The sequence below is a fragment of the Pseudomonas sp. BN607 genome (assembly GCF_029871175.1).
GTDB lineage: Bacteria > Pseudomonadota > Gammaproteobacteria > Pseudomonadales > Pseudomonadaceae > Aquipseudomonas.
Genome location: NZ_SSOE01000022.1, coordinates 194782 through 215019, shown reverse-complemented (window position 1 = coordinate 215019; position 20238 = coordinate 194782). Strand labels below are relative to the sequence as shown.

Annotated in this window: 20 protein-coding genes; 13 read left to right on the top strand and 7 right to left on the bottom strand. The window is 63.1% G+C overall.

Annotation, left to right across the window (positions count from 1 at the left end; translation table 11 throughout):
- Positions 1 to 99: 99 nt before the first annotated feature.
- Entirely contained in the window at positions 100 to 822 is a 723-nt protein-coding gene (gene rph / locus E8E68_RS03980) for a ribonuclease PH (RefSeq protein WP_266032154.1), read from the bottom strand.
- 228 nt (positions 823 to 1050) lie between these two features.
- Here rph and E8E68_RS03975 point away from each other — a divergent pair, with 228 nt between their 5' ends.
- Both E8E68_RS03975 and gmk read left to right on the top strand, forming a co-directional pair.
- Positions 1051 to 1914, top strand: coding sequence for a YicC/YloC family endoribonuclease (locus E8E68_RS03975; RefSeq protein WP_110743416.1), 864 nt, complete (start codon positions 1051 to 1053; stop codon positions 1912 to 1914).
- A gap of 13 nt (positions 1915 to 1927) precedes the next feature.
- Positions 1928 to 2548, top strand: coding sequence for a guanylate kinase (gmk, locus tag E8E68_RS03970; RefSeq protein WP_266032153.1), 621 nt, complete (start codon positions 1928 to 1930; stop codon positions 2546 to 2548).
- Positions 2549 to 2683: 135 nt separating this feature from the next.
- Here the strand turns inward: gmk and E8E68_RS03965 are convergent, their stop codons facing one another.
- The 3 genes from E8E68_RS03965 to E8E68_RS03955 form a co-directional block, all read right to left on the bottom strand.
- Entirely contained in the window at positions 2684 to 4225 is a 1542-nt protein-coding gene (locus E8E68_RS03965; protein ID WP_266032152.1) for an APC family permease, read from the bottom strand.
- A gap of 119 nt (positions 4226 to 4344) precedes the next feature.
- Positions 4345 to 5112: a gamma-glutamyl-gamma-aminobutyrate hydrolase family protein gene (locus E8E68_RS03960; protein WP_266032151.1), complete on the bottom strand. Its 768-nt coding sequence runs from the start codon at positions 5110 to 5112 to the stop codon at positions 4345 to 4347.
- A gap of 4 nt (positions 5113 to 5116) precedes the next feature.
- Positions 5117 to 6499 carry a glutamine synthetase family protein gene (locus tag E8E68_RS03955; protein ID WP_110743420.1) on the bottom strand — a complete coding sequence of 461 codons (1383 nt, stop codon included), beginning with the start codon at positions 6497 to 6499 and terminating at the stop codon, positions 5117 to 5119.
- 206 nt (positions 6500 to 6705) lie between these two features.
- Between E8E68_RS03955 and E8E68_RS03950 the strand changes: the two genes are divergently transcribed.
- The 5 genes from E8E68_RS03950 (at position 6706) to E8E68_RS03930 (ending at position 11410) form a co-directional block, all read left to right on the top strand.
- Positions 6706 to 7578, top strand: coding sequence for a LysR family transcriptional regulator (locus tag E8E68_RS03950; protein ID WP_280339809.1), 873 nt, complete (start codon positions 6706 to 6708; stop codon positions 7576 to 7578).
- 205 nt (positions 7579 to 7783) lie between these two features.
- Complete coding sequence (gene rpoZ / locus E8E68_RS03945) at positions 7784 to 8047, top strand: DNA-directed RNA polymerase subunit omega (RefSeq protein ID WP_003253383.1); 264 nt, start codon at positions 7784 to 7786, stop codon at positions 8045 to 8047.
- A 59-nt stretch (positions 8048 to 8106) separates the two neighbouring features.
- Positions 8107 to 10215 carry a bifunctional GTP diphosphokinase/guanosine-3',5'-bis pyrophosphate 3'-pyrophosphohydrolase gene (gene spoT, locus E8E68_RS03940; protein ID WP_110743422.1) on the top strand — a complete coding sequence of 703 codons (2109 nt, stop codon included), beginning with the start codon at positions 8107 to 8109 and terminating at the stop codon, positions 10213 to 10215.
- A gap of 23 nt (positions 10216 to 10238) precedes the next feature.
- On the top strand, positions 10239 to 10619 hold the full coding sequence (locus E8E68_RS03935) for a RidA family protein (protein WP_009684531.1): 381 nt from the start codon (positions 10239 to 10241) through the stop codon (positions 10617 to 10619).
- Between the two features lie 59 nt (positions 10620 to 10678).
- Entirely contained in the window at positions 10679 to 11410 is a 732-nt protein-coding gene (locus E8E68_RS03930) for a hypothetical protein (protein ID WP_280339807.1), read from the top strand.
- 129 nt (positions 11411 to 11539) lie between these two features.
- On the opposite strand, the gene E8E68_RS03925 is transcribed toward E8E68_RS03930, so the two are convergent.
- Positions 11540 to 12397, bottom strand: a complete 858-nt coding sequence (locus tag E8E68_RS03925; protein WP_280339805.1) for an SDR family oxidoreductase — start codon at positions 12395 to 12397, stop codon at positions 11540 to 11542.
- Between the two features lie 191 nt (positions 12398 to 12588).
- Here E8E68_RS03925 and exbB point away from each other — a divergent pair, with 191 nt between their 5' ends.
- The 6 genes from exbB (at position 12589) to E8E68_RS03895 (ending at position 19317) form a co-directional block, all read left to right on the top strand.
- The gene (gene exbB, locus E8E68_RS03920; RefSeq protein WP_280339802.1) at positions 12589 to 13572 is read left to right on the top strand and encodes a tonB-system energizer ExbB; all 984 of its coding nucleotides are present in this window, start codon (positions 12589 to 12591) and stop codon (positions 13570 to 13572) included.
- A gap of 3 nt (positions 13573 to 13575) precedes the next feature.
- Positions 13576 to 14004 carry a TonB system transport protein ExbD gene (exbD, locus tag E8E68_RS03915; RefSeq protein ID WP_003253367.1) on the top strand — a complete coding sequence of 143 codons (429 nt, stop codon included), beginning with the start codon at positions 13576 to 13578 and terminating at the stop codon, positions 14002 to 14004.
- Positions 14001 to 14732: an energy transducer TonB gene (locus tag E8E68_RS03910; RefSeq protein WP_110743425.1), complete on the top strand. Its 732-nt coding sequence runs from the start codon at positions 14001 to 14003 to the stop codon at positions 14730 to 14732. Before exbD ends, E8E68_RS03910 begins: the two co-directional genes overlap by 4 nt.
- A gap of 94 nt (positions 14733 to 14826) precedes the next feature.
- Positions 14827 to 15753, top strand: coding sequence for a hydrogen peroxide-inducible genes activator (locus E8E68_RS03905; RefSeq protein WP_110743426.1), 927 nt, complete (start codon positions 14827 to 14829; stop codon positions 15751 to 15753).
- Positions 15754 to 15756: 3 nt separating this feature from the next.
- Positions 15757 to 17835, top strand: a complete 2079-nt coding sequence (gene recG / locus E8E68_RS03900; RefSeq protein ID WP_266032146.1) for an ATP-dependent DNA helicase RecG — start codon at positions 15757 to 15759, stop codon at positions 17833 to 17835.
- A gap of 78 nt (positions 17836 to 17913) precedes the next feature.
- Entirely contained in the window at positions 17914 to 19317 is a 1404-nt protein-coding gene (locus tag E8E68_RS03895; protein WP_280339798.1) for an aminoacyl-tRNA deacylase and HDOD domain-containing protein, read from the top strand.
- 66 nt (positions 19318 to 19383) lie between these two features.
- Here E8E68_RS03895 and E8E68_RS03890 read toward each other — a convergent pair whose 3' ends face one another.
- Positions 19384 to 19758 carry a helicase gene (locus E8E68_RS03890; RefSeq protein ID WP_266032144.1) on the bottom strand — a complete coding sequence of 125 codons (375 nt, stop codon included), beginning with the start codon at positions 19756 to 19758 and terminating at the stop codon, positions 19384 to 19386.
- A 148-nt stretch (positions 19759 to 19906) separates the two neighbouring features.
- On the bottom strand, positions 19907 to 20206 hold the full coding sequence (locus E8E68_RS03885) for an HU family DNA-binding protein (protein ID WP_003253355.1): 300 nt from the start codon (positions 20204 to 20206) through the stop codon (positions 19907 to 19909).
- Positions 20207 to 20238: the final 32 nt, after the last annotated feature.

Sequence of the window (20238 nt, the reverse complement as noted above, 5' to 3'; positions counted from 1 at the left end):
TGCCCCCAAGAAGCTGGACACCAATCCAACCCTTGGGGGCAGTCCATCTTGTGGGAGCGGGCTTGTCCAGCGAAGGGGCCGCGCAGCGGCCCCAAACAGTCAGTCAGCCAGAGCCGCCTGCTGCAGCTCGAAGATATCGTTCATGCCCTTCTGCGCCAGCGCCAGCATGGCGTTGAAGTCTTCCGGCTGGAACGGCGCGCCTTCGGCGGTACCCTGTACCTCGATGAAGCCACCGGCACTGGTCATGACCACGTTCAGGTCGGTTTCGGCGGCGGAATCTTCCAGGTAGTCCAGGTCGAGCACCGCTTCGCCCTGGTACATGCCGACAGATACGGCTGCGATCATGTGCTTGAGCGGGTTGCCGCCCTTGAGGCCGCCGCGCTTCTTGATCACTGCCAGGGCGTCGCACAGGGCGACCATGGCACCGGTAATGGACGCGGTGCGGGTACCGCCATCGGCCTGGATCACATCGCAGTCGACGTACAGGGTGATGTCACCGAGCTTGCTCATGTCCAGCGCAGCACGCAGCGAGCGGCCAATCAGGCGCTGGATTTCCAGGGTGCGGCCACCCTGCTTGCCACGGCTGGCTTCGCGCTGGTTACGCTCGCCGGTAGAGCGCGGCAGCATGCCATATTCGGCGGTCAGCCAACCTTGGCCCTGGCCTTTGAGGAAGCGCGGTACACCGTTCTCCACGCTGACCGTGCAGATGACCTTGGTGTCACCGAACTCGACCAGTACCGACCCTTCGGCGTGCTTGGTGTAGTTGCGGGTGATGCGGATCGAGCGGAGCTGATCGGCGGCGCGACCACTTGGACGTTTCATCTGGGATACCTGTACTGGGACTTTGAATCTGCCGAGCATTATAGAGCCCGCAGCCCGGCGAGGACATGCCTATTGTCGTACGCGGGGCTGCCCGTCGCCTTTTCCTACCACTGCAGCCACCCCTCGGTAACATAGGCGGATTGGGCGCCACGGCCCCACTGCGCTACAATCCTGCGCCTTGCAGCCGAGAGGCTCCCACCGTTCATTCAACTACGCGAGGTACTCCCCATGGTGCACAGCATGACCGCTTTTGCTCGTGTCGAGCGCGCCGGCAGCCAAGGCACCCTGGTCTGGGAGCTGCGTTCGGTCAACCACCGTTACCTGGAACCGCACCTGCGCCTGCCCGAGGCCCTGCGCGACCTTGAAGGCGGCGTGCGTGAAGGCCTGCGCCAAGGCCTGTCGCGGGGCAAGGTGGAATGCACCTTGCGCCTGAACGAAGACAGCAATGGCAAACCCCTGAAGGTAGACCGCGAGCGTGCCGCGCAACTGGTGGCCGCCGCCGAAGAAGTGGCCGGCCTGATCAAACAGCCGGCCCCGTTGAATCCGCTGGAAGTGCTGTCGTGGCCGGGCGTGCTGGTGGCCGACACCAGCGACCCGCAGGCGCTGAACGCCGAAGCCATGGCGCTGTTCGACGAAGCCTTGGCCGAACTCAAGGCCGGGCGCCAGCGCGAAGGCCAGGAACTGGCCCGGTTGATCAACGAGCGCCTGGACAACATGGCCGGCGAAGTCACCACTCTGCGCGCACTGGTGCCGCAGATGCTGGCGGCGCAGCGGCAGAAGATCCTCGACCGCTTCGGCGACATGCAGGCCGAACTCGACCCGCAGCGCCTGGAGCAGGAGATGGTACTGCTGGCACAGAAAAGCGACGTGGCCGAGGAACTCGACCGCCTCAGCACCCACGTTACCGAAGTACGCCGGGTGCTCAAAGGAGGTGGCGCCGCAGGCCGGCGCCTGGACTTCCTGATGCAGGAACTCAACCGCGAGGCCAATACCCTCGGCTCCAAGGCCTTCGACCCACGCAGCACGCAAGCGGCGGTCAACCTGAAGGTATTGATCGAACAGATGCGTGAACAAGTACAGAACATCGAGTAAGGCCACCCCGACCATGAACCACAGCAGCGGCACCCTCTACATCGTTTCGGCCCCTTCCGGCGCCGGCAAGACCAGCCTGGTCACCGCCCTGACCAAGGACGACCAGCAGATTCGCGTCTCGGTCTCGCACACTACCCGCGCCATGCGTCCGGGCGAGCAGCACGGGGTGAACTACCACTTCGTCGTCCACGAGGAATTCAAGGCACTGATCGCGCAAGGTGACTTCCTGGAACATGCCGAAGTGTTCGGTAACTTCTATGGCACTTCGCGCAGCGCATTGCAGCACACCCTGGACCAGGGCTATGACCTGATCCTGGAAATCGACTGGCAAGGCGCCCAGCAGGTGCGCAAGCTGATGCCGCAGGCACTGTCGGTGTTCATCCTGCCGCCAAGCCAGGAAGCGCTGCGCCAGCGTCTGGACGGCCGCGGGCAGGACAGCGAAGAGATCATTGCCGGGCGCATGAAGGAAGCGGTCAGCGAGATGGTGCACTACGACGAATATGACTACGTGATCATCAACGATGATTTCGACGTGGCGCTGGCAGACTTGAAAGCAGTGTTCCGTTCGAATCGCCTGCTGCTGAAGAAGCAGCAACAGCGCCACGGCGCATTGCTGAAACAGTTGGTTGGCTGAAAACGATGGGGCCGCTTTGCGGCCCATTCGCGGGGCAAGCCCGCTCACACAAATGCTGCGCCGGCATTGAAGGCAGCGGTTGTCCTGTGGGAGCGGGCTTGGCCCGCGAATGGGCTGCAGAGCAGCCCCTTCCAATTATTCCTGCAGGGGCAAGGTAGCCTGCTGACGCAGGGTAGCCCCCAGGAAGTACGCCGGCGCGCGCATGCGCGACAGCATCATCAAGCCAATGCCAAGCGCCGAGATGATCGCGGCGATGACGAACACCAGCCCCAGCCCACCTACATGCGAGCCGCTGCCGAAATCCGGCGAAGCACTGTCGATGGCGGTACGCGCAAAGATCACCGACAGGATCACCCCTCCCACGAGCGGGCAAAGGCCGCGCATGACGAAGTGGCGCACGCTGTCGAACAGGCTGTCACGGAAATACCAGACGCAGGCAAACGCGGTCAGCGAATAGTAGAAGCAGATCATCATGCCAAGCGCGGTGATGGTATCTGCCAGCACGTTCTCGCTCAGGGTCCGCATCGTCACGTAGAACAGGCCTGCCGCCAGGCCGGCGCAGATGGTGGCATAGCGTGGTGTCTGCGAACGTGGGCAGACGCTGGCGAACTTCGGTGGTACCGCGCCGTAGTAACCCATGGCCAACAGCGTGCGCGCCGGTGCCACGAAGGTTGACTGCAGCGACGCTGCCGTACTGGCCAGCACGGCAATGGACATCAGGATCGCCAACGGCCCCATGACCGGGCCTGCCAGATGGGCGAACACGTTCTCCTGAATGCGTGGGTTGTTCAGCCCCAGGCCGGTTTCGCTGATACCGGCAAACTGCAGCGTGGCAATGGCGGTGAACAGGTACAGGCCGAGGATCAACATCACGGTCCAGGTGGCGGCCTTGCCCGGCACCTCTTCACTGCCTACCGACTCTTCGCTCACGGTCAGGCACGTGTCCCAACCCCAGAAGATGAAGATCGACAGCGACAGGCCGGCGGCAAAGGCCGAGAAGGATTCGACGCCGAACGGGTTGAACCAGGCGAAATCGAATTCCAGCGGTGCCGGCGCGGTGGTGCCACCGAAGGCGGCGAAGGCAAAGCCGATCAACACCAGCAACTGCAAGGCCACCAGGCCGTACTGCACGGTCATGGTGGTGGCAATGCCGCGACAGCAGATCCACACCGCCAGGGCGATGAACACGCAACAGGTCGTGATGTTGATCAACAGATTGTCGGCCAACGCCGCCAGCTCATGCTTGCCGGTGATCTGGCCGAGGAACAGGTAGAAGAAGTCGACCGCCACCCCGGCCAGATTGGACAGCACGATAGTGGTGGCAACGACCAGCCCCCAGCCGCCGATCCAACCGATCATCGGCCCGAAGGCACGCGCCGACCAGGTAAACGACGTGCCGCTGTCCGGCTCTGCCGAATTCAGCTCGCGGTAGCCCAGGGCCACCAGCAGCATCGGCAGGAAGCCGACGATGAACACGGCCGGCAGGTGGGCCCCCACCTCGCGCACGGTCGGGCCAAGGGCGCCGGTCAAGGTGTAAACCGGGGCGATGGTGGAAATGCCCAGCACCACGCTGGCCAGCAAGCCCAGGCGGCCTTGGGCCAGGCCCTTGCTGCGCTGAGTGTTTCCCGCGTCGGCCACCACATCGGGTGGGCGGCCGGCTTCTGTGTAATTGCTCATGAGTATTTGCCGTAAATTTTGGAATTGTTTTCACAGGCCTTGCGTACAAGGCCCGCTTTCACTCATTGAAAGCTTGCTGTCGGGAACCAGTCATCCGAGACCTTCGGCTGACGCCAGAATCACTCCTGCCGTGCACCCTCCCGTGCTGCATAAGCAATGCAGGCCTCGCGAAACGCCTGAAACAGACGCAGCGAAACCGGGTTTTCATTGAAGCGCCACTCCGGGTGCCACTGCACACCAAGCACAAAGCCAGGGGCATCGGGCATGGACACTGCTTCGATCAGGCCATCCGGGGCCCGTGCCTCGACGCGCAGCCCGGGGGCCAAGCGATCGATGCCCTGGCTGTGCAGCGAGTTGACCTCGAACTGCGCCGCCAGGCCCAGGCGCTCGAACAACCCGCCAGGCTCGAGGGCGACGGGGTGACGAGGGCCATATTGCACCTCCAGGGGTGCGTCCTCAGGTTCGCGGTGATCAAGGTAACCGGGCAGTTCCTGCACACGCTGATGCAGGCTGCCGCCAAGGGCCACGTTCAGTTCCTGATACCCACGGCAGATGCAGAACACCGGCACGCCGGCAGCGATGGCCGCCTGCAGCAGCGGCAGGGTCAGGCGATCACGCGCCAGGTCATGACGGGTACCGGCCGCACTGGGGGCGCCATTGTAATGATGCGGTTCGATATTTGAAGGCGAGCCGGTAAAAACAATGCCGTGCAGCCGGGCCAGCAAAGCGTGCGTGTCGCTGCCGCCGTCACGGGCCGGCAAGATCAGCGGCAGGCCGGCAAAGCCGGCCGCCTCGACATACTTGTCGCCTACCGTGTGCGACGAGTTTTTCCCCACCTGCTGGCGGCAGGCGCTGACACCGATCAAGGGGACCGCAATTGCGCTCATGGGCTTACACCGTGTGCAGGTACCAGTTGTACTCAAGGTCGGAAATCGACACCTCGAACTCGGCCAGTTCGCTTTCCTTGCAGGCCACGAAGATATCGATGTAGTCCGGGCTGATGTATTGGTTAAGGACTTCGCTGTCGTCCAGCGCACGCAGGGCGTCGCGCAGGTTGTTCGGCAGGCTCTGCTCCAGCTGTTCGTAAGAGTTGCCTTCGATCGGCGCCTCGGGCTCGACCTTGTTGGTCAGACCGTGATGCACACCGGCCAGGATTGCCGCCAGCATCAGGTACGGGTTGGCGTCGGCGCCCGCCACGCGGTGCTCAAGGCGCACGTTGTCGCTGCTGTCGGTGGGTACGCGTACGGCGACGGTGCGGTTGTCCAGGCCCCAGCTTGGCGCATTGGGCACGTAGAACTGCGCACCGAAGCGACGGTAGGAGTTGATGTTCGGGCAGAGGAAGGCCATCGACGCCGGCATGGTTTCCAGCACGCCGCCGATCGCGTGGCGCAGCGTGTCGCTTTGCAACGGGTCGTCGCTGGCGAAGATGTTCTTGCCGGTCTTCTTGTCCAGCAGCGAGATGTGCACGTGCAGCCCATTGCCGGCCTGGCCCGGGTAGGGTTTGGCCATGAAGGTGGTGTCCATTTCATGGTCGTAGGCAACGTTCTTGATAAGGCGCTTGAGCAGAATCGCGTAGTCGCAGGCCTTCAGCGGGTCGGCCACGTGGTGCAGGTTCACTTCGAACTGCGCCGGGGCGCTCTCCTTGACGATGGCATCGGCTGGCAGCCCCTGCTCCTTGGCCGCTTCGAGCATGTCTTGCAGGCAGTCGGCATACTCGTCGAGGTCGTCGATCAGGTATACCTGGGTCGACTGCGGGCGCTTGCCGGAGATGGGCGAACGCGGCGGTTGCGGGCGGCCGTTGAGGTTGTCCTGGTCGATCAGGTAGAACTCCAGCTCGAACGCGGCGCAGATATCCAGGCCCAGGTCATCGAACTTGCTCACGATCTGGCGCAGCACTTCACGCGGGTCGGCAAAGAACGGCTGGCCATCCAGCTCGTGCATGGTCATCAGCAGCTGGGCGGTCGGGCGCTTCTGCCACGGCTCGTCCGACAGCGTGCCGGGGATCGGGAAACAGATACGGTCGGCATCGCCGATGTCCAGGCCAAGGCCGGTGCTTTCAACGGTAGAGCCGTTGATGTCCAGGGCGAACAGCGATGCCGGCAGGTTGATACCCTTTTCGTACACCTTGTGCAGGCTGGCCCGCTCGATGCGCTTGCCACGCACCACGCCGTTCATGTCGGAGATCAGCAGATCGACGTACTGCGTGTCCGGATGGGCCTGGAGGAAGTCATTCATCTCGCTGGAAGAACTGGCGCACGGGGTTACCGACGTCATGGCTGTACATCCTTTGATTTGCTGCGGCGATGTGGGGATACGGCTGGCGCCTCACGGGCGACGATGGTTGCAGCTGTTGTTCTTTTCACTTTCCCATCGTGGGGACTGGTTACCCGACCGGACGCATTGATTCCGGGGGGCCGTTTCACTATAAAATGGCCCTGACGCAACAGACATTGGCAATTCGGCAAGCAGAGCGTGCACCAATGCAATATCAGATTACTCACGCCGACCTCTCCCTGGTCCTGGCACTGGAGCGCGGCCGCTCGCTGGCCAAGGCCGCCGAGCTGCTGAAAGTCGATGTTTCGACCGTGTTCCGCTCAATCCGCAGGCTGGAATCGGCACTGGGCACCGCGCTGTTCGTAAAAAGCCGCAAAGGCTACCTGCCGACCGACACTGCCCAGGCCCTGGCTGAGCAGGCCGAACGCGCCGAACAGGCGCTGGAAGCCGCACGCATCGCCATGACCAGCGGCGAGCAGGTGGTTAGCGGTACAGTGCGCCTGACCTGCACCGAGGCGGTGATGCACAGCCTGTTGTTGCCGGCGCTGGCCGAGTTCATGCCCAACTACCCGGCCTTGTCGCTGGAGATGGGCACCTCCAATACGTTCGCCAACCTCAGCCGGCGCGATGCCGACATTGCCCTGCGCCTGACCAACACGCCCCCGGAGCATCTGGTGGGCCGCAACCTGGGTTCTACGTCCTATGTGGTTTGCGGCCAGCCGCAGTGGCGCGAGCGCCTGACCGAATCGCCCGCCGGCACGCCGTGGATCGCTCCTGACGACTCGATGCAGGACCACCCCACCGTGGTCTGGCGCAACCAGCAATACCCAGGGCTGAGCCCGCGCTACCAGTGCAGCAGCATGTCGACCATCGCCCAGCTGGTGACCGCCGGGCTAGGCGTGGCGGCGCTGCCGGACTATATGGTGCATGCGCTGCCGGGTGTGGATGCGCTGAGCGGACCGTTGGCCGGCTGCGACACCCAGCTGTGGCTGCTGACCCGGCCGGATTGCCGGGCACTGCGCTCGGTGCAGACCTTGTTCGAAGAACTGACCCCCCGGTTGCGCGGCGCGATGCTCTGAGGTTATCGTCAGGCTCATCCATTGACGGCGTCTGTTCCGGCCGTTTCGCGGCGAAAGCCGCTCCCACTGGGTGCGGTCCTGGGCCTGAGGTTAACGTGGCCCGACAAAACAGCGCTTCCCTATTGGCTGGTGAATTTTTATACTATCGAGTCCGCCTGCCCATTATCGGGCTGCACGCCCACCGCATTTGCTACTGAGGAAGACCATGGCCCGCGTAACTGTTGAAGACTGCCTGGAACACGTGGATAACCGCTTCGAGCTGGTCATGCTCTCGACCAAGCGCGCTCGCCAGCTGGCGACCGGCGGCAAAGAGCCACGCGTTGCGTGGGAAAACGACAAGCCGACCGTTGTTGCCCTGCGTGAAATCGCCGAAGGCATCGTCACCAACGAGTTCATCGCCGCTGAAGAGATCGTCACCGAGGATCCGGTGTTCGCCGCGTTCGAGGACGAGAACAACGAGGCTGTCTGATTGATGCCAGGTCGACGTCGCACGGCGCAAGGCCCTCTTCCTCGGCAGGAGGTAAACCCATGCCGGGTATAGAAGCTTTGGCCGAACGGCTGTCGACCTATCTTGGCCCCGAACAGGTCAACTTGGTCCGGCGTGCCTATTTCTACGCCGAACAGGCTCACGATGGGCAGCGCCGCCGCAGCGGCGAGCCCTACGTGACCCACCCGCTGGCCGTGGCCAGCATCCTCGCTGACATGCACATGGACCATCAAAGCCTGATGGCGGCCATGCTGCACGACGTGATCGAAGACACCGGTATCGCCAAGGAAGCCCTCAGCCAACAGTTTGGCGAGACCGTGGCCGAGCTGGTCGATGGGGTCAGCAAGCTGACCCAGATGAACTTCGAGACCAAGGCCGAGGCACAGGCCGAAAACTTCCAGAAAATGGCCATGGCCATGGCCCGCGATATCCGCGTGATCCTGGTCAAGCTGGCCGACCGCCTGCACAACATGCGCACCCTGGAAGTGCTGTCCGGCGAAAAACGCCGGCGCATCGCCAAGGAAACCCTCGAAATCTACGCCCCCATCGCCAATCGCCTGGGCATGCACAACGTGCGCGTGGAGTTCGAGGACCTCGGCTTCAAAGCCATGCACCCAATGCGCTCCTCACTGATTCACCGGGCAGTGAAAAGCGCACGCGGCAACCGTAAAGAAATTGTCGCCAAGATCGAGCACTCGCTGGCCAACTGCCTGGCTGCCGATGGCATCGAAGGCGAGGTAAGCGGCCGACAGAAGCACCTCTATGGCATCTACAAGAAGATGCGCGGCAAGCGCCGTGCCTTCAACGAGATCATGGACGTGTATGCGTTCCGCATCATCGTCGACAAGGTAGACACTTGCTACCGTGTGCTCGGCGCCGTACACAACCTGTACAAGCCACTGCCCGGTCGCTTCAAGGATTACATCGCGATTCCCAAGGCCAACGGCTACCAGTCGTTGCACACCACCTTGTTCGGCATGCACGGCGTGCCCATCGAAATCCAGATTCGCACCCGCGAAATGGAAGAGATGGCCAACAACGGCATCGCCGCGCACTGGTTGTACAAATCCAACGACGACGAGCAGCCCAAGGGTAACCACGCCCGCGCCCGCCAATGGGTCAAGGGCATCCTCGAACTGCAGCAACGGGCCGGTAACTCGCTGGAATTCATCGAGAGCGTGAAGATCGACCTGTTCCCGGACGAGGTCTACGTATTCACGCCCAAAGGCCGGATCATGGAGCTGCCCAAAGGCTCCACGGCTGTCGACTTCGCCTATGCAGTGCATACCGACGTTGGCAACAGCTGCATCGCCTGCCGCATCAACCGCCGCCTGGCGCCGCTTTCCGAACCGCTGCAAAGTGGCTCGACGGTGGAAATCGTCAGCGCCCCGGGCGCCCGGCCAAACCCGGCCTGGCTCAACTTCGTGGTTACCGGCAAAGCGCGCACGCACATACGCCACGCGCTCAAGCAGCAGCGCCGCTCCGAGTCCATCAGCCTGGGCGAACGCCTGCTGAACAAGGTACTCACCGGCTTCGACAGCAGCCTGGAGCAAATCCCCCAGGAACGCACCCAGGCAATTCTCGCCGAATACCGCCTGGAGCTCATCGAAGACCTGCTCGAAGACATCGGTCTGGGCAACCGCATGGCCTACGTGGTCGCGCGCCGCCTGCTGTCGGCCGATGGCGAGCAGCTGCCGGCACCGGAAGGCCCGCTGGCGATCCGCGGAACCGAAGGCCTGGTGCTGAGCTACGCCAAGTGCTGTACGCCGATCCCGGGCGACCCGATCGTCGGCCACCTGTCGGCGGGCAAAGGCATGGTCGTGCACCTGGAAAACTGTCGCAACATCAGTGAAATCCGCCACAACCCGGAAAAGTGCGTGCAACTCTCCTGGGCCAAAGACATCGCCGGTGAATTCAATGTCGAACTGCGCGTCGAACTGGAACACCAGCGCGGCCTGATCGCCCTGCTGGCCAGCAGCGTCAACGCCGCCGACGGCAACATCGAGAAGATCAGCATGGACGAACGCGACGGCCGTATCAGCGTGGTCCAACTGGTGGTCAGCGTGCACGACCGCGTGCACCTGGCGCGTGTGATCAAGAAGCTTCGTACCCTGACCGGTGTGGTCCGCATCACCCGCATGCGTACGTAGTCCGCCAACCGCAAGGAGTCATCATGAGCAAGACCGTCATCAACAGCGACAAAGCCCCAGCTGCTATCGGTACCTACTCGCAGGCGATCAAGGCCGGCAACACCGTGTACATGTCCGGCCAGATTCCGCTGGACCCTAAAACCATGGAGCTGGTCGAAGGCTTCGAAGCCCAGACCGTGCAGGTTTTCGAGAACCTCAAGGCCGTTGCTGAAGCTGCTGGCGGCTCGTTCAAGGACATCGTCAAGCTGAACATCTTCCTCACCGACCTGAGCCACTTCGCCAAGGTCAACGAGGTGATGGGCCGCTACTTTGAGCAGCCCTACCCGGCCCGCGCCGCGATCGGCGTTGCCGCACTGCCAAAAGGCGCTCAAGTCGAAATGGACGCCATCCTGGTCATCGAATGATGCCCTTGGTGACGGGCGCCTCGCCCGTCACCTCCCCTTCCCTGCAAGGTTATCCCGTCATGCGTCAAGCACTGTCCCTCGCGCTGGCAGCCCTGCTACTGGGCGGCTGCGCCAGCCACAAACCTGAAGATTTCAACGGTACCTGGATCAACCAGGACGCCATCACTGCTGCGGTCAAGGGCGGCAGCCTGCGCCAGGCGCTTAACGAGCACGGCCCGGTGTTCGAATGGAAGCTCGACGTTGCCAACCAACAGGCTAGCTACAGCAATGGTTTCGAGGCCGCTGACGGCCAGCTGAGCGCCAAAGACAAGCAATGGCAGGCCCGCTTCGAGGGCGGCCAGACCGAGCAGCTGTCACTCGATGGTGACGAGCTGCAAGCCGTCGACCAGCGCGGCACCAAGCAGACCTTCGTCCGCGCCAAGGCACCGGCTACTGCCAATGTGCCGCTGGGCAGCAGCTTCGAGAAAGCGCTGTACCAGGCCTACCTGGGCGGCAATTGGAAGGTGGTCGAAGGCGAAGGAAAAGGAGCCAGCGTGCGCTTCAGCGACACCGGGAACGTCACCGGCCTGCCGGGGCCGGACCGTTTCGCCCTGTGCCTGGCAGGTGACTGCGCGACCATGGGCGGTAGCAATGACAGCTTGTGGCTGGAGCGTAACCAGCGCGGCGCACCGTTCATCATCAAGCGTGATGGCGACAAGCTGGAGATTTTCCAGGCAGTGAACCGTGCCCAGCCAGATGAAATGCCGGAGCTGGCCGCAGGCAAGCGTCAGTGGGTGCTGGAGCGCAGCTGAGTCCTGCTGCATTTGCACTGAATGCACAGGCCTCTTCGCGGGTAAACCCGCTCCCACAGGATCTTCACTGCCCTTCAGCGCTGTGCAGTACCAGTGGGAGCGGGTTGACCCGCGAAGAGGCCAGCAGACTCAGCGCCCTCCTTTCAGAATGGCTGCATACCCTTCCTTGTAACTCGGATACACCGGCGCCCAGCCCAGCGCCCGGGCCCGGGCATTGCTGCAGCGCTTGCTGCCAGTACGCCGCACCCGCTGCTCATCGGACCATTCGGTAACCCCCATGTACGCGCGTAGCCAGGCCACTACATCGGCCAGCGGCGCCGGGTCATCGTCCACGCCAATGTAGCAGTCGTCCAGCACCTTGCCATCCGCATCGGCCTGCAGCAGAAACGCCAACAGGCTGGCGGCATCCTCGGCATGAATGCGGTTGCCATACAGGGGCGGGTCCTGGGCCACACGGTAACCCTGGCGCACCTGGCTCAATAGCCATTCGCGGCCCGGGCCATAGATGCCGGTCAGGCGCACCACGCTCGCCGGAACACCACTGGCCAGCGCCAGTCGTTCAGCCTCCAGCATAACCCGCCCGGAATAACCTTCAGGCTCGGTGGCCGCCCCCTCCTCGACCCACTCGCCATTCTTTTGTGCATACACGCTGCTGCTGGAGACGAACAACAGGCGACGCGGGCGCTGACCACGCTCGGCCAGCCACGCCAACACATGGCGCAAGCCATCAACATAGGCCGCCTGGTAACCCGCTTCGTCGTGCTGGCTGGCCGCCACGCAGTACACCAGGTAATCCAGCGGCCCCTGTGGCCAGGCTGGCGGGATTGCCGGATCGGCCAAGTCCGCGGCAACTGGCTGGACGCCCGCAGGCAGCTGCCCGACAGAGCGGCGCAGGCCGCTCACCTGCCAGCCTTTGGCAATCATTTGCTGGGCCAGACGCCCACCCACATCACCACAACCCACCACCATCACGGAAAGGTCTGACATCTCTAAACTCCCTAGACCAATTGATCAGCCCGGCCACGCTACACGATGGGTGGCTAGACCATAGGCGAAAAAAGCAACAAGATTACTTTTGTTAACAAGAATTACTTGCAATAATGGCCGCCAATTTGTTCTCGGCCTACCTCGAGGCCTTGGAGAACGCTCACTCAATTTCTTCATCAGGTCCGGCCAGCATGACACGTATTCAACCTTCCGCTTCGCCAACCCCGTCGCGCGCCTGGCGCGCCATCGCCGCGCTGATGCTCAGCCTGGTGCTGGCCCCGGTGGCCATGGCCGATGAGCCGACCGCCAACGCCGCCGCGCCTGCCGCAGCCACTGCCCCGGCCGCACCTGCTGCAGCCCCGGCTGCCGATGCGCAGGCGCCTGCTGCCAACGCTACTGCTGCCACCCCGGCCGATGCACAGACCCCAGCAGAGCCGAGCGCTCAAGCCCTGGTGGAGGACAACTCGTTGGGCATGGCCCACGACCTGTCCCCATGGGGCATGTACAAGAACGCCGACATCGTGGTGAAGATCGTCATGATCGGCCTGGCCATCGCTTCCATCATCACCTGGACCATCTGGATTGCCAAAGGCTTCGAGCTGATGGGCGCCAAGCGTCGCCTGCGTGGTGAGATCGCCCAGCTGAAGAAGTCCACCACCCTGAAAGAAGCCAGTGAAGCCACCAACAAGGAAGGCACACTGGCTCACACCCTGGTCCACGACGCCCTCGAAGAAATGCGCCTGTCGGCCAACGCCCGCGAGAAAGAGGGCATCAAGGAGCGCGTCAGCTTCCGCCTTGAGCGCCTGGTGCACGCCAGCGGCCGCACCATGAGCAGCGGTACCGGCGTACTCGCCACCATCGGTTCTACCGCCCCGTTCGTCGGTCTGTTCGGTACCGTGTGGGGCATCATGAACAGCTTCATCGGCATCGCCAAGACGCAGACCACCAACTTGGCTGTGGTTGCCCCAGGTATCGCCGAGGCGCTGCTGGCCACGGCCCTGGGCCTGGTCGCGGCAATCCCGGCAGTGGTCATCTACAACGTCTTCGCCCGCTCCATCGCTGGCTACAAGGCCCAAGTGTCCGACGCCTCCGCCCAGGTACTGCTGCTGGTCAGCCGTGACCTGGACCACCAGGGCAGCGAGCGCGCCGCCCCGCACATGGTGAAAGTGGGGTAATCCATGGGCCTGCATCTCAACGAAGGTGGCGATGACCTCGCCGAAAACCACGAAATCAACGTTACGCCGTTCATCGACGTGATGCTGGTGCTGCTGATCATCTTTATGGTCGCAGCTCCTCTGGCCACGGTCGACATCAAGGTCGACCTGCCGGCCTCGACCGCCAAGCCGGCGCCGAGGCCCGAGAAGCCGGTGTTCGTCAGCGTCAAGGCCGACCAGAAGCTGTACGTCGGCGACGATCAGGTTGCAGCACCCGACCAGCTTGGCCCGATGCTCGACGCCAAGACCAAGGGTGACAAGGAAACCACCATCTTCTTCCAGGCCGACAAAGGCGTGGATTACGGTGACCTGATGGAAGTGATGAACAACATGCGCGCGGCCGGCTACCTGAAAGTCGGTCTGGTAGGTCTCGAGACGGCAGCCAAGAAATGACAAAACCGCGCTCTAACATGGCGCGCTACGGTGGCAGCCTGGCGATCGTGCTGGGCGTGCACGTGGTCGCCGTGCTGCTGACGCTCAACTGGTCGGTGCCACAGGCCATCGAGCTGCCGCCGGCAGCGATGATGGTCGAACTGGCGCCGTTGCCAGAGCCTGCGCCACCACCACCTCCAAAGGCGGCGCCGCAGCCACCGGCACCGGTCGAGGAACCGCCGCTGCCGAAGCTGGTGGAAGCGCCCAAGCCGAAGATTGCCATCCCCAAGCCGCCCAAGCCGAAGGCCAAGCCACAGCCGCCGAAGCCCGAGAAAAAGCCTGAGCCGCCGAAGGAAACACCGCCAACCGAGCAGACGGTAGACGCACCGCCGAGCAACACGCCACCGCAAAAGTCTGCGGCACCGGCACCGAGCATTGCGTCCAACAGCAACGCCCTGCCCACCTGGCAGAGTGACCTGCTACGCCATCTGGCCAAGTACAAGCGCTACCCGGAAGACGCGCGCCGTCGCGGCCTGCAGGGCATCAACCGCCTGCGCTTCGTGGTCGACGCCGAAGGCAAGGTGGTGTCGTATTCCATGGCGGGTGGCTCGGGCAGTGCAGCACTGGACCGAGCGACCCTGGAAATGATCCGTCGAGCCGGCACGGTACCCAAGCCGCCACCCGAGTTGCTGAACAATGGCACGATCGAAGTCGTGGCACCGTTCGTCTACTCCCTGGACCGCCGCTGAGACTTTTGTTTCTGTCACAAATCGGTAAGTCTGATAACGTGCGTCTATCGATTGCAGCCGCTATGCTGGGCCCGCAACTTCATGGACGCACGTTATGACCCTCACAGAACTACGCTACATCGTCACACTCGCCCAGGAACAGCACTTCGGCCATGCCGCCGAGCGTTGCCACGTGAGCCAGCCGACCCTGTCGGTCGGTGTGAAGAAGCTTGAGGATGAGCTTGGCGTTCTGATCTTTGAGCGCAGCAAAAGCGCAGTACGCCTGACCCCCGTCGGCGAAAGCATCGTCGCCCAGGCACAGAAGGTACTGGAGCAGGCCCAGGGCATTCGCGAACTGGCCCAGGCCGGCAAGAACCAACTGACTGCCCCGCTCAAGGTGGGCGCCATCTACACCGTGGGCCCCTACCTGTTCCCGCACCTGATCCCGCAGTTGCACCGCGTTGCCCCGCAGATGCCGCTGTACATCGAAGAAAACTTCACCCACGTACTGCGCGAAAAGCTGCGTAACGGCGAACTGGACGCGGTGATCATCGCCCTGCCGTTCAACGAAGCCGATGTGCTGACCTTGCCGCTGTACGACGAACCGTTCTGCGCCCTGATGCCTGCCGACCATCCGTGGACGGCGAAGAAAACCATCGACACCGCCATGCTCAACGACAAGAGCCTGCTGCTGCTCGGTGAGGGCCATTGCTTCCGCGACCAGGTACTCGAAGCCTGTCCGACCCTGAACAAGGGTGGTGACGGCGCCCGGCACACAACGGTCGAATCCAGCTCGCTGGAAACCATTCGCCACATGGTGGCCTCAGGCCTCGGCGTGTCGATCCTGCCGCTGTCGGCAGTGCACAGCCATCATTATGCTCCCGGGGTGATAGAGGTGCGCCCGCTGACTGCACCGGCACCGTTCCGCACCGTGGCCATCGCCTGGCGCGCCAGCTTCCCTCGGCCCAAGGCCATCGAGATCCTCGCCGACTCGATCCGCCTGTGCTCGGTCGCCAAAGCCCCTGCGGAACAACCGGCCTGAGTCATGAGTGAGCTGTCGAACGTCCCGGTCACCGTCCTCAAGGGTGTTGGCGAGGCCATGGCGGAAAAACTCGCCAAGGTCGGCCTGGAAAATCTGCAGGACGTCCTGTTTCACTTGCCCCTGCGCTACCAGGACCGCACCCGTGTAGTGCCAATCGGCCAGCTGCGCCCCGGCCAGGACGCGGTGATCGAGGGCGTGGTCAGCGGTACTGACGTGACCATGGGCAAGCGACGCAGCCTCGTGGTGCGCCTGGGCGATGGTAGCGGCGTGCTTACGCTGCGCTTCTACCACTTCAGCAACGCGCAAAAGGAAGGCCTCAAGCGGGGCACCCATCTACGCTGCTATGGCGAAGCCCGCCCCGGTGCTTCGGGCCTGGAAATCTACCATCCAGAATACCGTGCACTGAACGGCGACGAGCCGCCACCACCGGTCGAGCAGACGCTGACGCCGATCTATCCGTCCACTGAAGGCCTTACCCAGCAACGCTTGCGCCTGCTGTGCCAGCAAAGCCTTGGCATGCTCGGCCCCCGCAGCCTGCCCGACTGGCTGCCTGACGAACTGGCCCGCGATTACCAGCTGGCGCCGTTGGACGATGCTATCCGCTACCTGCACAACCCACCAGCCGACGCAGACCTCGAAGAGCTAGCCTTGGGCCACCACTGGGCGCAGCACCGCCTGGCCTTCGAAGAGTTGCTGACCCACCAGCTGTCACAGCAGCGCCTGCGCGAAAGCCTGCGCAGCCTGCGCGCGCCAGTGCTGCCCAAGCCAACCCGCCTGCAGGCGCAATACCTGGCCAACCTGGGGTTCCAGCCGACCGGCGCACAGCAGCGGGTCGCCAACGAGATTGCCTACGACCTCAGCCAGCACGAGCCGATGATGCGCCTGGTGCAAGGCGACGTTGGCGCCGGCAAGACCGTGGTCGCGGCGCTGGCCGCACTGCAGGCACTGGAGGCCGGTTATCAGGTGGCGCTGATGGCGCCGACCGAAATCCTCGCCGAACAGCATTACATCACCTTCAAACGCTGGCTGGAGCCGTTGGGCATCGAAGTGGCCTGGCTGGCCGGCAAACTCAAGGGCAAGGCCCGGGCTGCGTCTCTGGAGCAGATCGCCAACGGCGCGCCGATGGTAGTCGGCACCCATGCGCTGTTCCAGGAAGAGGTGAAATTCAAGCACCTGGCGCTGGCGATCATCGACGAACAGCACCGTTTTGGCGTGCAGCAGCGCCTGGCCCTGCGCAAAAAGGGCGTGGCTGGCGAACTGTGCCCGCATCAGCTGATCATGACTGCCACACCAATACCGCGCACCCTGGCGATGAGCGCCTATGCCGACCTGGACACCTCGGTGCTCGACGAACTGCCGCCCGGTCGTACCCCGGTGAACACCGTGCTGGTGGCCGACAGCCGCCGCTTCGAAGTGGTCGAGCGGGTACGCGCCGCCTGCGCCGAAGGGCGCCAGGCCTATTGGGTATGCACCCTGATCGAAGAGTCCGAAGAGCTGACCTGCCAGGCCGCCGAAAGCACCTACGAGGAGCTTGGCAGCGCCTTGGGCGAGCTACGGGTGGGGCTGATCCACGGCCGCATGAAGCCAGCGGAAAAAGCCGAAATCATGGCGCAGTTCAAGGCCGGCGAGCTGCAGCTGCTGGTCGCCACCACGGTGATCGAGGTAGGCGTGGACGTCCCCAATGCCAGCCTGATGATCATCGAGAACCCCGAGCGCCTGGGCCTGGCCCAGTTGCACCAGTTGCGCGGCCGGGTGGGCCGGGGCAGCGCCGTCAGCCATTGCGTGCTGTTGTATCACCCGCCGCTGTCGCAGATCGGCCGCGAACGGCTGGGGATCATGCGCGAAACCAATGACGGCTTCATCATCGCCGAAAAGGACCTGGAGCTACGCGGCCCGGGTGAGATGCTCGGCACCCGCCAGACCGGCCTGTTGCAGTTCAAGGTCGCCGACCTGATGCGCGACGCCGATCTGCTCCCGGCTGTGCGCGACGCCGCCCAAGCCCTGATCGCTCGCTGGCCGGATCACGTCAGCCCGTTGCTGGATCGCTGGCTACGTCATGGCCAGCAATATGGCCAAGTGTGACGTCAGTCCCATCATGGATCCAGATTTGGCCCGAGGGTGGTTATACTTCGCATTTAAAAGAATCAGTGGATACGGACCATGACTGAAGTTGCCCTGGACACCGCAACCCCACACGCACCCCCCGTCATCAAGCAACTGCTCGACAAGCTCGGCGTGGCCTACAGCGAGGTGGTAGAACACCCGCACCTGCCGCCAGCCTCGCGAATGCAGGCCGTGCTGCTCGACGACGAGGTCGGCGCCCTGATGGTGCTGTTCCCGCAGAGCCAGTTGCTGGACCTGAACCGCCTGGCCGAACTGACTGGGCGCAAACTCACGGCCGTGTCGGTGCCGCGCCTGAAGCATATGCTCGATAAGCACCAGCTCAAGGCACTGCCGGGCATCCCGGCGCTGACCAGCTCGCCGTGCCAGTACGAAAAGAGCCTGCTCGACGTCGACACCGTGTTTATCGAGTCAGGCGAAGCCGGCCTGCTGCTGGAAATCGAACGCGCACACTTCAAGCGCATGCTGGCCAAGGCCAGCGCCAGCAGTTTCGGCCAGCAAGTCGAGGCGATCACCCCCAACCTCGACCGCCCCGATGACGACACCCGGGAAATCACCAATGCCGTGCAGGCTTTCACTGCCCGACGCATCCAGAAGCGCCTTGAAGAAACCATCGAAATCCCGCCGCTGGCCGATACCGCGCAAAAAATCATCAAGCTGCGCGTAGACCCCAACGCCAGCATCGATGACATTACCGGCGTGGTCGAAACCGATCCGGCACTGGCCGCGCAGGTGGTGAGCTGGGCCGCGTCGCCCTACTATGCCTCGCCGGGCAAGATCCGTTCGGTGGAAGATGCCATCGTGCGCGTGCTGGGCTTCGACCTGGTAATCAACCTGGCCTTGGGCCTGGCGCTTGGCAAGACCTTGAGCCTGCCCAAAGATCAGCCACAACAGGCTACGCCTTACTGGCAACAATCCATCTACACCGCCGCCATCATCGAAGGCCTGACCCGTGCCATGCCGCGTGCCGAACGCCCGGAGGCGGGCCTGACCTACCTGGCCGGGTTGCTGCACAACTTTGGCTACCTGTTGCTGGCGCACGTGTTCCCACCGCACTTCTCACTGATATGCCGCCACCTGGAGGTTAACCCGCACCTGAACCACACCTACGTGGAGCAGCACCTGCTGGGCATCAGCCGCGAGCAGATTGGCGCGTGGCTGATGAAGCTGTGGGACATGCCGGAAGAGCTGTCGACAGCGCTGCGCTTCCAGCACGACCCGGCCTACGACGGCGAGTTATCGGTATTCCCCAACCTGGTCTGCCTGGCGACTCGCCTGCTGCGCTCGCGGGGAATCGGCTCGGGGCCGTCGGAAGAGATTCCTGACGAACTGCTGGAGCGTCTGGGGGTTACCCGGGACAAGGCCGAGGATGTGGTGAGCAAGGTGCTGGAGGCCGAGAGCCTGTTGCGGGAACTGGCTTCGCAGTTTCACGCACCGCATTGAGCACGTGACCTGTGGGCGCGGGCGTGCCCGCACCCACAGGTACAGCTGTCAGCAACCCTATTGGCTTCAGCCTTTCTTCTTCGGCTTCAGGTACTTCATCAAGCCCTGGAACCACATCACCAACGCCGGATTGCCCTTGATCTGGATGTTCTTGTCTTGAATCCCCTGCATGAACGCCAACTGCTTGTTGCCCGCCTGCATCGTGGCAAAGCCGTAAGCCGCGTCCTTGAAAGCGATGGCGAAGGCCGGCTGTGGGTGCGCGCCGCCCTTGCTGGTGATGCGCTCGTTGTTGACGGTGAAGTGCCGGGCGACCTTGCCATCCAGGGTTTGCATCTGGAACACCAGGTCTTTGCCCTTGAGCTGCTGCTGGAACGCTGGGTTGTTGCGGCTGGCCCTGGCCATCAACAGCCCCATGGCCCAGAGAAGAAAGCGGAACTTCATCAACGCGCCTCGAATAAAAAGTGACTGAGGCGCGCAGTCTATCCTTTTCCAGAACTTTTTATGCAGGCTCGAAACATTTTGCCTGCAGAAAGCACAACGGGCGCCCTGAGGCGCCCGCTTGGCTGTTACCGCGGTTGTCAGGAAGCGATCACTTGCCTTTCTTGGCCGGTTTTGCCGGCGCATTGACGCTGTCGCGCAGGTTCTTGCCTGGCTTGAAGGCCACGGTATTGCTGGCCTTGATCTTGACCGGCTCGCCGGTTTGCGGGTTCTTGCCGGTACGCGCGCCGCGATGACGTTTTTCGAAAGTGCCGAAACCGACCAGGGTCACGGTGTCCTTGTCCAGGGCACCGGTAATGCTGTCGAGAATCGCGTTCAAAACCTGATTGGCCTTTTCCTTGGTCAGGTCAGCCTTATCGGCGATGACGGCGGCGAGTTCTGGTTTGCGCATAGTGAAGCCTCTTTGACGGAATTCTTGTTGTT